The sequence below is a fragment of the Vibrio fluvialis genome (assembly GCF_900460245.1).
GTDB lineage: Bacteria > Pseudomonadota > Gammaproteobacteria > Enterobacterales > Vibrionaceae > Vibrio > Vibrio fluvialis.
In genome coordinates, this window is sequence record NZ_UHIP01000001.1 from 287669 (window position 1) to 301903 (window position 14235).

Genomic DNA, 14235 nt, shown 5'->3' on the forward strand with positions numbered 1-14235 from the left:
TTTAAGAGCCCGTTGTCAGACGGGCTTTTTTAGTCCACGGACAAAAGATTTCGTGTGCTGATATGGCTCAGTCGGTAGAGCGCATCCTTGGTAAGGATGAGGTCCCCAGTTCGATTCTGGGTATCAGCACCATTTATTCGACACGCGACACGCGGTCAAAAAATTTGTTTGGCGACCATAGCACTTTGGACCCACCTGATTCCATTCCGAACTCAGAAGTGAAACGAAGTAGCGCCGATGGTAGTGTGGGGTTTCCCCATGTGAGAGTAGGACATCGCCAGGCTCTATTCTAAAGCCCTGACTGAAAAGTCAGGGCTTTCTCGTTTTCAGCTAATAACGTTATCACACACTATTCTATCCAAGTAAAAAGCCTCGATACAATCGAGGCTTTTTACTATTTGTTCTTCTGGTCATTGAGTTGCCAGTTATACTCGTATTTCAACTTGCCTTGATAATCTGCAAGTTCGGGGCGGTAGGTGGCTAAGTGCTGTATCAGTGCTTGTTGGGAACCAAAGTCTTCGCTAAACCAGTCGTAAATGGAAGAAATGACCCATTGATTTCCCTCTTTGTGTGCGCCTTTCGTGCTATTGATAAACTCACGTGCCGCTCGTTCCAATAATCGCTCACGGTTTTCTGCTGTAAAAGCCTCCCCTTGCAAGTTGGGACAACCTAAGCTGGCACAGTTCACCGCATAATGGGTCCGAGGGTCACGCCAAATCGGGCGCAAAATACGATGCTCGATATCATTTAATGTTATCGCCTGACCTTGAATCGTAAGCAGCTCTTCATCCCAAGGGCCAAAGCTTAGCCAGCTGCCTAATTTGGTGATGGAAGACACAGGGTAATTCGTCATGATCAACTGCACCGTTGTTGCATTATACAGATTGACCCAATAGGCATACTGCTGAGGCTTCGTTAACGTGCGAGGGTCAATATTGCTAAGATATTCGATGTAGTGATTGAGAGACTGCTGATCCTCATTGCTCACGGCAGAATAACGGAACAAGCTGTATTCACCTTGTGTGACTAAGTAGCGGTCAAGTATTTGCTGCCAGGCTTGATGTGAAATGGATACCGATTGAGTTACTGCGCTGCTGTTCCAAAGAGGCCAAAGTTCAGCTTTAGGTGCAGCCCAACTTGTGGCAGATAAGGTTGATAATAGAATGGCGATAAGAGGTTTCATAACATGGGACCGGTTTAGTATCGTTCTGATAAGACCCGATGATGTTGAACTTTCTTTCACGGATAAAAAAGGGCTGCGAAGCAGCCCTTATGGTTATTTCAGAAAGCTTGGGATTTTCGCTTCATATTCGGCAATTTTGCTCTCATGTTGTAGAGTTAGGCCGATGTTGTCCAAGCCATTCAGTAAGCAGTGACGACGAAACTCGTCAATCTCAAATGAATAACTTTTTCCATTTGCGGATACTGTCATTGACTCTAAGTCGACAGTAATTTCTGCACCTTCGTTGGCCTCAACATAAGTAAACAGTTCATCTACCTCTTGTTCGGTCAGACGAACAGGCACCATTTGGTTGTTAATGGAGTTACCATAGAAGATGTCCGCAAAGCTTGGCGCGATCATGACACGAATGCCGTAATCAGCCAGCGCCCAAGGAGCATGTTCACGCGACGAACCACAACCGAAGTTTTCACGCGCCAGCAGAATGCTAGCCCCTTGATAACGCGGTTTATTCATCACGAAATCCGGATTTGGCTGTTGACCCGCATCATCAAGGAAGCGCCAGTCGTGGAATAGGTGCTTACCAAAACCAATACGGTTTACTTTTTGCAGAAATTGCTTTGGAATGATCGCATCCGTATCGACGTTTGCCGCATCCAGAGGAACCACTAAGCCTGTATGTTGTTGAAAACCTGCCATTGAATATTTCCTCTGTCCTTAGTTAATTTCACGAATATCGACGAAGTGGCCTGCAATCGCGGCGGCCGCGGCCATCGCCGGGCTGACCAGGTGAGTACGACCATCGCGACCTTGACGACCTTCGAAGTTACGGTTTGACGTTGATGCGCAGCGTTCTCCTGGACCTAAGCGGTCATTATTCATCGCCAGACACATCGAACAACCCGGCAGACGCCATTCAAAACCTGCTTCGATAAAGATCTTATCCAGGCCTTCCGCTTCCGCCTGAGCTTTAACTTGCTCTGAACCTGGGACGATCAGAGCCTGAACGTGACCTGCCACTTTCTTGCCTTTCGCTACGGCAGCTGCGGCACGCATGTCTTCAATACGCGAGTTGGTACAAGAACCGACAAACACCTTGTCTACCTTGTAGTCAGCCAGCATTTTACCCGCCTCTAAGCCCATGTAGGCCAGCGCTTTTTCAGCCGAAGCGCGCTCAACCGGATCACTGAATGAGGCTGGAGATGGAATCGGTTGATCGACCGCGATAACCTGACCAGGGTTCGTGCCCCAAGTGATTTGCGGTTTGATGTCGGCAGCATTGAGTGTTACCACAGCATCAAACTGTGCATCTTCATCAGTCTTAAAGGTTTGCCAGTATTCCACTGCCGCATCCCAATCTGCGCCAGTCGGCGCGAACTTGCGACCTTTGATGTAGTTGAAAGTGGTGTCATCCGGCGCAATTAAGCCCGCTTTGGCGCCGAGTTCGATCGCCATGTTACACACGGTCATGCGGCCTTCCATGGACAGGTCGCGAATCGCTTCGCCGCAGAATTCAACGACGTAACCTGTACCGCCTGCTGCAGTGGTCTTGCCAATGATCGCAAGCACGATGTCTTTCGCGGTAATGCCCGGTACCACTTTACCCTGAACGTCGATTTTCATGGTTTTGGCGCGGGCTTGCTTCAATGTTTGTGTCGCCAGTACGTGTTCTACTTCTGATGTACCGATACCAAACGCCAATGAGCCAAACGCGCCGTGTGTCGCGGTGTGTGAGTCACCACATACGATGGTCATTGCTGGCAGAGTAATGCCTAACTCTGGTCCCATGACATGGACGATGCCCTGATATTTGTGGTTGATGTCATACAGAGTTACACCGAACTCTTCACAGTTTTTCGACAGCGTTTCCATCTGGATGCGAGCCATTTCACCAGAGGCATTGATGTCTTTGGTGGTGGTTGACACGTTATGGTCCATGGTGGCGAATGTTTTACCGACCTGACGCACTTGACGCCCTTTTTCACGCAGGCCATCAAATGCTTGCGGAGAAGTCACTTCGTGCACTAAGTGACGATCGATGTACAAAATTGGGTTCTCGCCCTGCGCCGCAACGACAACGTGCGCATCATAGATTTTTTCGTATAAGGTTTTTGCTTGTGACATTGCTTCTTCCTTGAGCTCAAAGAGCTAAATGGAGCCGGAGCGTCGCCGGCTCTGCGAATTATGCGTTCTGAATGTAGGCGGCGATGATATCGCCCATTTCACTGGTCGACAGTGCTGGCTTGTTGCCCGCCAGGTCCGCCGTTAGCTGACCGGCTGACAACGCTTTGCCTACTGCGGTTTCAATCGCTTGAGCCGCTTCTTCTTCACCCAGACTGTAACGTAGCATCAGCGCGGCTGACAGGATCTGCGCAACCGGGTTAGCGATGTTCTTACCCGCGATATCCGGTGCGCTGCCGCCTGCTGGTTCATACAGGCCGAATTTGCTTTCGTTCATACTTGCCGAAGGCAGCATGCCCATCGAGCCTGTGATCATGGCGCATTCATCAGAAATAATGTCACCAAAGATGTTGGAGCACAGCATCACATCAAACTGCGCAGGATCTTTAATCAGCTGCATGGTCGCGTTGTCGATGTACATGTGTGATAGCTCGACATCCGGGTAATCTTTGGCAATCTCGCTGACCACTTCACGCCACAGAATAGAGCTTTGCAGCACGTTGGCTTTATCGATAGAGCAAACTTTTTTACGACGCAGACGTGCAGATTCAAACGCAATCTTGGCAATACGCTCAATCTCAAAGCGGTGGTACACCTCGGTGTCGAACGCTTTCTCATTGGCGCCTTCGCCTTCACGACCTTTTGGTTGGCCGAAGTAGATGCCACCGGTTAACTCGCGAACCACAACAATGTCAAAGCCGCGGTCAGAGATGTCAGCTCGCAATGGTGAAAATGCTTCCAAGCCTTTGTGGATTTGCGCCGGACGCAAGTTGCAGAACAGTTGGAAATGCTTACGCAGAGGCAACAGTGCACCACGTTCAGGCTGATCATTGGGTGGCAGATGTTCCCATTTCGGACCGCCAACTGAACCGAACAGAACCGCGTCAGAATCTTCACAAGCTTGCAGCGTGCTTTCTGGGAGTGGGCAACCGTGATTGTCAATCGCGATACCGCCGACATCATGTTCTTCACGCACGAAAGCTAACTGAAATTTCTGTTCGATAGCGTCCAGCACTTTGTGTGCCTGCTGCATTACTTCTGGACCGATGCCATCACCCGGAAGTACGGCAATCTTGTAAGTTTTGTCTGTCATGCGAATCCTTTACTTATTTAATCGTTATTCGTTCAAAGTTGTGTTTGTGATAGCGGCGGCATTACACCGACGCTACTTTCTTTTTCTGTTTGATTTCGGCGATTTGATCTGCGCGATGAATGCTGTTGATGACATGCAGCAGCGCCTGACCTGAGGCTTCAACGATATCGGTAGATACACCGGTACCGTGATATTTACGGCCTTTGTAGTTAGCAATAATGTCAGCCTGGCCCAATCCATCTTCGCCTTCCCCTTTCGCAGTCAGGTCGAATTTATCCAGTACGATGTCGTAACCAGTGATGCGGTAAATACACTGATATAGAGCATCGACCGGGCCATTACCGACGGCCGCTTCACACTTCTCATCATCGCCGCATTGCAGCTTAATTGAGGTGGTCGCCATTACACTACCAGATTGCACGCTCAAGTAGTTCAATTTATAGAAATCATCTTCTTCACGCAGATTAGAGAAGTGCATCAACGCTTCCAAATCGTAGTCAAATACCTGGCCTTTACGGTCGGCTAATTTCAAGAAGTCTTCGTACAGTGCATCCAGGTTATATTCGTTTTCGTTGTAACCCATGGATTCCATGTGGCTCTTCACCGCTGCGCGGCCGCTGCGGCTGGTTAGGTTCAACGCTTGGTTTTTCAGGCCAATCGACTCTGGAGTCATGATTTCGTAGGTGTTTTTGTTCTTCAGCATGCCGTCCTGGTGGATACCTGAAGAGTGGCTGAAGGCGTTGGCACCGACGATAGCTTTGTTGCTTTGAATCGGCATATTGCACAATTGGCTAACCAGTTTGCTGGTGCGGCTGATTTCATCGTGTTTGAAGTTGGTGGTCACGCCAAGTAAATCCTGACGCGTTTTGATGATCATCGCGATTTCTTCCAGCGCACAGTTACCCGCACGCTCACCAATACCGTTAATGGTACCTTCAATCTGACGGGCGCCGGCTTGCACAGCGGCGATGGAGTTGGCAACGGACAAGCCTAAGTCATCGTGGCAGTGTACGGAAATCACGGCTTTATCGATGTTAGGTACGCGATTGAACAGTTGCTCAATGATGCTACCAAATTCGCTTGGCAGGGTGTAACCCACGGTATCTGGAATGTTGATGGTGCTGGCACCCGCATTAATTGCGGCTTCCACCATACGGCATAGATTGTCGATGGGGGTACGCCCCGCATCTTCACAGGAGAATTCCACATCGTCAGTGTACTGGCGTGCATGTTTCACGGCTTTGACGGCCATCTCGACCACATCGTCGTAAGTGCGGCGTAATTTGTCTTGAACGTGAATGGTGGAAGTAGCAAGGAAGGTGTGAATACGGAAGGCTTCAGCGACTTTTAACGCTTCAGCAGCGGCGTCAATGTCTTTCGCTACGGCTCGCGAAAGTGCACAGATGCGGCTGTTCTTAATATGTTTGGCGATGGTTTGTACGGATTCGAAATCGCCAGGTGATGATACAGGGAAGCCTGCCTCGATCACGTCGACACCCAGACGCTCGAGTGCGAAAGCAATTTGCAGCTTCTCCTTAACGGTTAAGCTGGCTGACAATGCTTGTTCACCATCGCGTAAGGTGGTGTCGAATATAATGACCTGATCGTTCATGTTTGCTTCCTCATTCCGAGAGTTAATCGTTTACTTCCTGGATTTAGTTATAAAAAAACCCGCATCATGTGCGGGTTTTTGTGTTTCTGTTGTGGTGTTTTTCTTCCACAGCCTACCCGCGCGATTGGTTCACGATAAGGAGCAGGCTCAGGAGTAGAGAAAAACGAGTTGTCATTAGTAACAATCCACAATTTAAGTTAACAAATTAGTACCGCACTCGCTGAGTGACGTCAACCCCAAAGTTGATTTTTTATTCATGCTCAAGAGCTTTTGGTTTCAAGGCTCTGAAAATTAGCATTTTCTGCTAAGTCGGCGGGTTTTTATCCTGATGCTATTCAGTCATAAAAGATACTTCTATAATTCATCGATTGATGAATAGGCGGAATCGAAAATGAGTACAAGGAAAGCGGGGCGTCCTCAACAACCCACGGATGTGCGTGAATTGCTGTTGCAGCACGCCAAAGAGCTGTTCACCGTGATGGATTACGACAAAGTGTCGACCCGGTTGATTGCCCAAAAAGCGCAAGTCGATATTGGCATGATTCGCTACTACTTTGGCAGCAAAGGAGGGCTGTTTGAAACCATGTTGCGTGAAACGTTGGCTCCTATGAAAGAGCAGATCGATCATCTGCTGGCAGACAGCAATCACCAGAATTTGACTGAAGTGATGCGGACCTACTATCGCGAGATGATTAAGGTGCCACATTTCCCGCGCTTGATCATGCAGGTGATGCAGATGCCGCCATCGGAACTGCAGCGCCAGTTGATCGAAAAAGTGATTCTGGATGTGACTAAACCTGTTCAGGATATGATGTTCCAGAAATTGATTCAGCGTGGCGTGGTTCGTCCCGATGTAGATCCTCAGCTTTGCAGGGTCTCTTATATCAGCTTGATGGTGTTTCCGTTTATCGCCCCGCGGGCTTTGCTGGCCGTGCATGGTATTGAACTCAATGAGGAGTTTCTGGATCGTTTGATTGAACACAACATTCGCTTAATGGAGCAGGGCTTTCTAATCGTGGATTAGCATCCGCATTGATTGTCATCCATTTACAAACAAAGCATCACGGATTTGTCATCTCCTCCTCTTATCTTGTGCCTAGATAGGAGACTCAACAGGGAGAGGAGGTGCTTATGCGTGCCATCGAGCCTATCGCTAAGCTGGACTTAGCCTTTTCAATTTTCTGCTTACAGCACAAATTCAATCAACCTATTGCCCGTGTAAGCAAAGCGGTCTCGCACACCGGCGATGGTCATCTTTATGCTTTGTTTGGCGCACTGGCATGGTGGCTGGATGGTCAACACGGCCAGTATTTTCTGTTGGCTGGCTTGCTCGCCTTTGCGATCGAACTGCCAATATATTGGGGGCTGAAAAACAGTTTTCAGCGCCGCCGCCCACAAGAACTCTCGCCACTGCTGACGGCTTTTATTACACCGTCTGATCGCTACAGTTTACCTTCAGGGCACACCGCTGCGGCTTTTGTAATGGCAACACTCATCGGACAGTTTTACCCGGAAATTTACGGCCTTGCACTGATGTGGGCGGTGTTAATTGGCAGTGCGCGTATTCTGCTTGGGGTTCATTTTCTTACTGATGTGATTATTGGTGCCATGCTGGGAACGGGATGTGCCACGCTCTCATTAACACTGCTGGAGTATATGGCTTGAAAATACTGTATGGCGTACAAGGTACAGGCAATGGCCACATCACGCGCGCGCGCGCGATGTGTGAAGCATTTTCACAGCGCGATGCAAACGTTGATTTTCTTTTTTCAGGTCGTGAGCAGAACAAGTATTTTTCGATGGAATGTTTTGGCCGTTACCAAACTCGCCGCGGATTGACGTTCTCGACTCATCAGGGGCAAGTTAATTACGTCAAAACGGCTTTTAACAACAGCCCGATGCAGTTAATGCGAGAAATTAAGCAGCTTGATTTGTCTGCTTACGATTTGATTATTAACGACTTTGAACCCGTCTCAGCCTGGGCTGCCAAGCGTCAGGGCATTCCTTGTATTGGCATCAGTCACCAGAACGCATTCCGCTATCCGGTACCGCTCAAAGGAGCGAATTGGCTGGACAAGCTGATCATGCAACGCTTTGCGCCTGCCGATTATCATCTGGGGTTGCATTGGTATCACTTTGACCAGCCAATCCTGCCACCGATTGTGCATACGGCCGGGCTTTCCACCATCAGTCAGGATTACATTCTGGTCTATTTGCCGTTTGAGCAGATTGACCATGTGTGTGAGTTACTGTTTCGTTTTGTGAATCAACATTTTGTTTTCTATCACCCGAATGTGATGGAAGAAGAGGTGATTGAGAATGTTGAATTACGTCCACTATGCCACAGCAAATTTCACCAGCATCTGCAGCATTGTGCTGGTGTGATTGCCAATGGCGGATTCGAATTGCCTTCTGAGGCGCTGTCGCTGGGCAAAAAGCTGCTACTGAAACCGCTGAATGGCCAGTTTGAACAACAAAGTAATGTCGCGACCTTAGATATTTTGGGGCTCGCTTCGGTGATGGATTTTCTTGACGCTTCTGCGGTGAGTAAGTGGTTGGATGAAAAGCAGGCTGAACGCGTGGTCTATCCGAATGTCGCCAATGCGATTGCCGACTGGGTATTGCAGGGACGCTGGCATGATCATTCTGAACTTTGTCATTCACTGTGGCAGCAAGTCGACTTCCCGAGTTACGTTTCCATTAATTAATGACGCTGTAGATTGCAAAAACGCTAACTTATAGCGAGCGTGAATATTAGTTGTTGCGCATAAATTCAATCATTAATCTCGTCAATGTTTTATAAAAAGCCATTGATATCGATTTTTATGTTTTTTTATAAAAAGCTAATATTTTGAAAAATATTGGTTTTTTTTCTAATTGGGTAAAATAAACTGAGATTTTATCAATCTTATTGCTATTCGATAAATGAATGGTTGATAGTAACGGCCAGCCCGGAAACATCTGGGGAATAAATACTACAAATAGCGGTTATCTATTCGCCAACCCAAATTCATTGTGTCACTGATCATCCAGCGACATAGATCAGAATAACAATAAGAGGCGTGCCTAATGTTAGACAAAAAAGATCCGATGAGCGCGATTGCGAGCTATCGAATGGAAAGCACTCTACGTGGTGTGGACCTCAACCTGTTGACGGTTTTCGATGCCGTAATGCAAGAGCAGAATATTACTCGTGCCGCGCACAATCTCGGAATGTCACAACCTGCAGTCAGTAACGCGGTTGCTCGTCTGAAAGTGATGTTCAATGATGAACTCTTTATGCGCCAGGGACGTGGTATTCAGCCAACCCAACGAGCTCGTCAGCTTTTCGGTCCGATTCGTCAGGCACTGCAACTGATCCGTAATGAACTGCCAAGTTCCGTGTTCTCTCCGGAGACATCGACCCGCCTGTTTAAACTGGCAATTTGCAGCCCATGTGATATCCGTTTTGCACCTAAAATCATGTCCAGCATCTATGAGCAGGCGCCAAGTGTGCAGCTCCATCTGGATGCGGAATTCGATCGCAAACTGGCTGAGCGCATGCGCTACCAGGAAATTGACTTTGTGATTGATTATGCTCGCTTTGACGAGCAGGGTTTTTCCAGCACCGAAATCTTCCAGGATGAGCTGGTGGTAGTGGCTGCAAAATCTCACCCTCGCATGCAGGGAGCAGTCACTCGTGAAGCGCTGGCCAACGAGCAACACGCTAAATTGTCAAAAATTCATGGTCAACGCAGCTTCTCTGAACAGGCGTACCGTGATTTGGATTGCCAGCCAAGCTATGAAGGCACCAGCCTGAGCAACGTACTCTACGTGGTCGGTCAGTCTGAACTGGTGACGATTGCGCCGCGTTGGATGGTAGAAAATGCCGCCAATAAAGATCAGCTCCAAGTTCTGGAATTCCCGTTTGATAATGGCAGCATCAGTGGTTATCTGAGCTGGCACGAATCAAGCGAAAAAGACAAAGGACACATTTGGTTACGAGATCAATTGATGATGATTTGCGGAGAAGTGGTTGCGTTGAAATAACGCCAAACGCCTCTTTATTTAGCCTTAGATTAGGAAGCCCTGATCTAAGGCTTTTTTATTGGCTGCAAGCCAAGGTTTAGTTGATAACTTTGACATCCGTCAGTTGCCTTTTTTAAGACTGAATGTACACTTGTGCGCTCAAAAGAGCTTACAGGTGTAAGCTATAGGTAAATAAGATGGCCAATTTAGATTTTCATATCGTAAAACGCATTCGGGAGCAGGTTGCTTCTGGCGGTAGTCGTATCGCGTTGAAACATAAAATGGACAACGAATGGCAGGGCATCAGCTGGACTCAGTTTGGCGATGAGATGGATGCAATGTCGATGGCGTTACTGACATTCGGAATGGATGTTCAGGACAAGATCGGGATTTTTTCCAACAATATGCCTCAATGGACGATCGCCGACTTTGCAGCGTTGCAGATCCGGGCGGTAACCGTGCCGATTTACCCGACCAATACTGCCGAACAGGCTGCTTACATTCTGCAGGATGCGGATGTCAAAGTGTTGTTTGTTGGCGAACAGCCGCAGTTTGATGCTGCCGTCGCCATGTTTGAACAATGTGGTCAACTCCAGCTGATCGTGGCGATGAGTGATGCGATTGAGCTTGGCGACTTTGAATTTGCCATGAGCTGGAAAGCGTTTGTTGCTTTGGGCGAGAATACATCGCGAGGGTTGCTTGATGAACGTCTGGATCAGGCCAGCGATGATGATCTGTTTACACTGATTTATACCTCGGGGACTACAGGTAAACCTAAAGGCGTGATGCTCGATTACCGCAATGTCGGCGCGCAGCTTGAAGGTCATGATCTGCGCCTGAACCTGAGCCGTGATGACGTGTCGCTGTGTTTCCTGCCGCTGTCACATGTGTTTGAGCGCGCTTGGACCTGCTACGTGCTGTATAAAGGTGCAACCAACTGCTATTTGCAGGACGTGGGGCAGGTGCGTGATGCTCTGAGTCAGGTCCGTCCGACTGTGATGTGTGCAGTTCCGCGATTCTATGAAAAAATCTTCTCGGCGATTCATGAAAAAGTCGCCCGCGCGCCGCTGCATCGTAAAGTCATGTTCACCTGGTCGGTCAACATGGGCGCGAAGATGGCGTTGTGTCATCAGGAAAAACGCTCGCCATCCTGGCTACTGAAAAAGAGCCATCAGTTGGCAGACAAACTGGTGCTGAGTAAACTGCGTGCGTTATTAGGTGGACGTATTAACTTTATGCCTTGTGGCGGTGCGAAGCTGGACGAAACCATTGGCCGCTTTTTCCACGCCATCGGTATTAATGTCAAACTGGGCTACGGCATGACCGAAACCACCGCGACTGTCTCCTGTTGGGATGACCAATGTTTTGACCCGGACTCAATCGGCATGGCTATGCCGGGTGCTCAGGTGAAAATTGGTGAGAACAATGAAATTTTGGTTCGTGGCCCGATGGTGATGCGTGGCTACTACAAGATGCCGGAAGAAACGGCACAGTCGTTTGATGAACATGGCTTCCTGAAAACGGGCGACGCCGGACATATTGACGAGCAGGGTAACCTTTTTATTACTGACCGTATCAAAGAGCTGATGAAAACGTCAGGTGGTAAATACATTGCACCGCAAGTGATCGAAGGCGCGATTGGCAAGGATCATTTTATCGAGCAGATCGCTGTCATTGCTGACACGCGCAAGTTTGTGTCCGCGTTGATCGTGCCATGTTTTGATACTTTGGAAGAGTACGCCAAAGAGCTGAACATCAAATATCATGATCGTCTGGAGCTGATCAAACACAGCCAAATCATTGAGATGTTTGAAAAGCGGGTGAACGAGTTACAACATGGCTTAGCTAAGTTTGAGCAAGTCAAACGCTTCAAGTTGCTACCAAAAGCCTTTTCGATGGATGATGGTGAACTGACACCAACGCAAAAACTGCGTAGAAAAGTCATTAATGACCGTTATCAGGATGAAATCGAAGAAATGTACCAAGATAAGCCAAAAGACAAACGTTCTTAGGTTTGTTTCCGCTTTATACCGAGCCTTTATATCCCCGCCAGGTTTTCCTTGCGGGGATGTTTATTTTTACGCAGTGAGAAAATCCATCGCTCTTACCTATTTTCTGTGGTTTTTATTTGGCTCTAACAAAATATTCCACTTTTTTTAATCCACTAAATTGCTCTCTGGTCTGAATCTCGCGTCAGATTTGGAATTGAATACTTAATATCCGTTTTTTTGCCATATCTTGTTAAAAATGCGCCATTTTCACCGTTAGACCTGATGAAAAGAAAGCGTTACAGTTGTTGCGTTACCTTAGTGCTTGTTATGACAAGTACGGGACATAGCCGAAAGCGGAGAGTTTTCGAATTAGGCTACGAATAAGCCCTAACTATGTATAACCAGATCCTTTTACTGACCTTGTGATTGGCACTGGTAAGGAGAAAATATGGCAATGTTATCCGGCGCAGAGATGGTGGTTCAGTCTCTGATCGAAGAAGGCGTAGAACAAATTTTTGGATACCCTGGCGGTTCCGTTCTTGATATCTACGACGCCCTCCACGAAAAAACCGACAAAATCAAACACGTTCTCGTTCGTCATGAACAAGCCGCAACTCATATGGCCGATGGTTACGCTCGCGCAACTGGTAAGCCGGGAGTGGTGTTAGTCTGTTCAGGCCCGGGTGCGACCAATACCGTTACTGGTATTGCCACTGCTTATATGGATTCCATTCCGATGATCGTTATCTCTGGTAACGTTGCGACCAATCTGATTGGTAACGATGCATTCCAGGAGTGTGACATTGTCGGCGTATCGCGTCCGATCGTAAAACACAGCTTTTTGGTGAAGAAAGCGGAAGATATTCCTGAAACGATCAAAAAAGCCTTTTATATCGCCTCAACTGGCCGCCCCGGCCCGGTGGTGATCGATCTTCCTAAGGACGTGATGAATCCGCAGATCAAACTGCTGTACCAATACCCTGAATCGATCAAGATGCGTTCTTACAATCCGACCACATCGGGTCACAAAGGACAGATCAAAAAAGCACTGAAAGCGTTGCTGGAAGCGAAGAAGCCAGTGTTGTACATCGGTGGTGGGGCAATCATCTCTGAAGCGCACCAACAAGTGTTCAAGCTGGCTGAATCGTTAAACTTGCCAGTCGTCAGCACTCTGATGGGATTGGGCGCGTTTCCTGGTACGCATAAAAACTTCCTCGGTATGTTGGGTATGCATGGAATGTATGAAGCCAACATGGCGATGCATAACTCGGATCTGATTTTTGGTGTGGGCGTCCGTTTTGACGACCGTACCACCAACAACCTCGAAAAATACTGTCCGAACGCCAAAGTGATGCACATCGATATCGATCCGTCTTCGATTTCGAAAAACGTCAAAGTTGATTTACCGATCGTAGGTTCGGCAGAACAGGTGCTGGAAACCATGCTCAAGCTGCTGGCGGAACAGGAAGGCAGTAATGACGAGCAGGCGATGGACAACTGGTGGAGTGAGATTCAGAGCTGGCGCGAGCGTCAGTGCCTGGCTTACGAAACCTCTGCTGAGCGTATTAAACCGCAGCAAGTTATTGAAACCTTACATAAGCTCACCAATGGTGATGCGTATGTGGCGTCAGATGTGGGCCAGCACCAAATGTTTGCCGCGCTGTACTACCCATTTAACAAGCCGCGTCGCTGGATCAACTCGGGTGGCCTTGGCACGATGGGCTTTGGCCTGCCAGCTGGTATGGGCGTGAAGTTTGCGATGCCGGATGAAGAAGTGGTGGTGGTAACAGGGGATGGCAGTATCCAGATGAACATTCAGGAGCTGTCGACTGCACTGCAGTACGATATTCCAGTCAAAATCATCAACCTGAACAACCGCTTTCTGGGGATGGTGAAACAGTGGCAGGATATTATTTATCAGGGCCGTCACTCTAACTCGTACATGAGTTCTGTGCCGGATTTTGCAGCTATCGCAGAAGCTTACGGTCACGTGGGTATTCGAATTTCAACACCGGATGAATTGGAATCTGGCTTGAAGAAAGCGCTGGAGATGAAAGATCGACTGGTGTTTGTGGATATTAACGTTGATGAAACGGAGCACGTCTACCCAATGCAGATAAAAGGCGAGGGGATGGACAAAATGTGGTTGAGCAAAACGGAGAGAACTTAA

Annotated in this window: 11 protein-coding genes, 1 tRNA gene and 1 rRNA gene; 8 read left to right on the forward strand and 5 right to left on the reverse strand. The window is 48.2% G+C overall.

All coding sequences use genetic code 11. The annotated features are described in order from the left end of the window. Positions 1-56: 56 nt before the first annotated feature. A tRNA-Thr gene (locus tag DYA43_RS01415) sits at positions 57-132 on the forward strand. Positions 133-167: 35 nt separating this feature from the next. Next, positions 168-283, forward strand: a 5S ribosomal RNA gene (rrf, locus tag DYA43_RS01420). Positions 284-394: 111 nt separating this feature from the next. Here the strand turns inward: rrf and DYA43_RS01425 are convergent. The 5 genes from DYA43_RS01425 to leuA all read right to left on the reverse strand — a co-directional run bounded on the left by DYA43_RS01425 (position 395) and on the right by leuA (position 6066). After that, positions 395-1183 carry a DUF547 domain-containing protein gene (locus DYA43_RS01425; protein ID WP_061056122.1) on the reverse strand — a complete coding sequence of 263 codons (789 nt, stop codon included), beginning with the start codon at positions 1181-1183 and terminating at the stop codon, positions 395-397. A gap of 93 nt (positions 1184-1276) precedes the next feature. Further along, the gene (leuD, locus tag DYA43_RS01430; protein ID WP_020332131.1) at positions 1277-1879 is read right to left on the reverse strand and encodes a 3-isopropylmalate dehydratase small subunit; all 603 of its coding nucleotides are present in this window, start codon (positions 1877-1879) and stop codon (positions 1277-1279) included. Positions 1880-1897: 18 nt separating this feature from the next. Next, positions 1898-3304 carry a 3-isopropylmalate dehydratase large subunit gene (leuC, locus tag DYA43_RS01435; protein ID WP_061056123.1) on the reverse strand — a complete coding sequence of 469 codons (1407 nt, stop codon included), beginning with the start codon at positions 3302-3304 and terminating at the stop codon, positions 1898-1900. Between the two features lie 58 nt (positions 3305-3362). Beyond that, on the reverse strand, positions 3363-4454 hold the full coding sequence (leuB, locus tag DYA43_RS01440) for a 3-isopropylmalate dehydrogenase (RefSeq protein ID WP_044363851.1): 1092 nt from the start codon (positions 4452-4454) through the stop codon (positions 3363-3365). Between the two features lie 61 nt (positions 4455-4515). Beyond that, on the reverse strand, positions 4516-6066 hold the full coding sequence (gene leuA / locus DYA43_RS01445) for a 2-isopropylmalate synthase (RefSeq protein ID WP_061056124.1): 1551 nt from the start codon (positions 6064-6066) through the stop codon (positions 4516-4518). A 391-nt stretch (positions 6067-6457) separates the two neighbouring features. Between leuA and DYA43_RS01450 the strand changes: the two genes are divergently transcribed. The 6 genes from DYA43_RS01450 (at position 6458) to DYA43_RS01475 (ending at position 14235) form a co-directional block, all read left to right on the forward strand. Then, positions 6458-7090 carry a TetR/AcrR family transcriptional regulator gene (locus DYA43_RS01450; RefSeq protein WP_047457655.1) on the forward strand — a complete coding sequence of 211 codons (633 nt, stop codon included), beginning with the start codon at positions 6458-6460 and terminating at the stop codon, positions 7088-7090. A 107-nt stretch (positions 7091-7197) separates the two neighbouring features. Further along, positions 7198-7731 carry a phosphatase PAP2 family protein gene (locus DYA43_RS01455; protein ID WP_032372252.1) on the forward strand — a complete coding sequence of 178 codons (534 nt, stop codon included), beginning with the start codon at positions 7198-7200 and terminating at the stop codon, positions 7729-7731. After that, on the forward strand, positions 7728-8774 hold the full coding sequence (locus DYA43_RS01460; RefSeq protein WP_020432372.1) for an MJ1255/VC2487 family glycosyltransferase: 1047 nt from the start codon (positions 7728-7730) through the stop codon (positions 8772-8774). Before DYA43_RS01455 ends, DYA43_RS01460 begins: the two co-directional genes overlap by 4 nt. A gap of 361 nt (positions 8775-9135) precedes the next feature. Then, entirely contained in the window at positions 9136-10095 is a 960-nt protein-coding gene (leuO, locus tag DYA43_RS01465) for a transcriptional regulator LeuO (RefSeq protein WP_020432370.1), read from the forward strand. A 176-nt stretch (positions 10096-10271) separates the two neighbouring features. Continuing rightward, positions 10272-12086, forward strand: a complete 1815-nt coding sequence (locus DYA43_RS01470; RefSeq protein WP_020332140.1) for an AMP-dependent synthetase/ligase — start codon at positions 10272-10274, stop codon at positions 12084-12086. A 427-nt stretch (positions 12087-12513) separates the two neighbouring features. Continuing rightward, complete coding sequence (locus DYA43_RS01475) at positions 12514-14235, forward strand: acetolactate synthase 3 large subunit (protein ID WP_061056125.1); 1722 nt, start codon at positions 12514-12516, stop codon at positions 14233-14235.

Excerpts from the sequence above, each read along its gene's own strand:
- DYA43_RS01425 (WP_061056122.1), bottom strand. The coding sequence starts at position 1,183 with ATGAAACCTCTTATCGCCATTCTATTATCAACCTTATCTGCCACAAGT.
- leuD (WP_020332131.1), bottom strand. The coding sequence starts at position 1,879 with ATGGCAGGTTTTCAACAACATACAGGCTTAGTGGTTCCTCTGGATGCG.
- leuC (WP_061056123.1), bottom strand. The coding sequence starts at position 3,304 with ATGTCACAAGCAAAAACCTTATACGAAAAAATCTATGATGCGCACGTT.
- leuB (WP_044363851.1), bottom strand. The coding sequence starts at position 4,454 with ATGACAGACAAAACTTACAAGATTGCCGTACTTCCGGGTGATGGCATC.
- leuA (WP_061056124.1), bottom strand. The coding sequence starts at position 6,066 with ATGAACGATCAGGTCATTATATTCGACACCACCTTACGCGATGGTGAA.
- DYA43_RS01450 (WP_047457655.1), top strand. The coding sequence starts at position 6,458 with ATGAGTACAAGGAAAGCGGGGCGTCCTCAACAACCCACGGATGTGCGT.
- DYA43_RS01455 (WP_032372252.1), top strand. The coding sequence starts at position 7,198 with ATGCGTGCCATCGAGCCTATCGCTAAGCTGGACTTAGCCTTTTCAATT.
- leuO (WP_020432370.1), top strand. The coding sequence starts at position 9,136 with ATGTTAGACAAAAAAGATCCGATGAGCGCGATTGCGAGCTATCGAATG.
- DYA43_RS01470 (WP_020332140.1), top strand. The coding sequence starts at position 10,272 with ATGGCCAATTTAGATTTTCATATCGTAAAACGCATTCGGGAGCAGGTT.
- DYA43_RS01475 (WP_061056125.1), top strand. The coding sequence starts at position 12,514 with ATGGCAATGTTATCCGGCGCAGAGATGGTGGTTCAGTCTCTGATCGAA.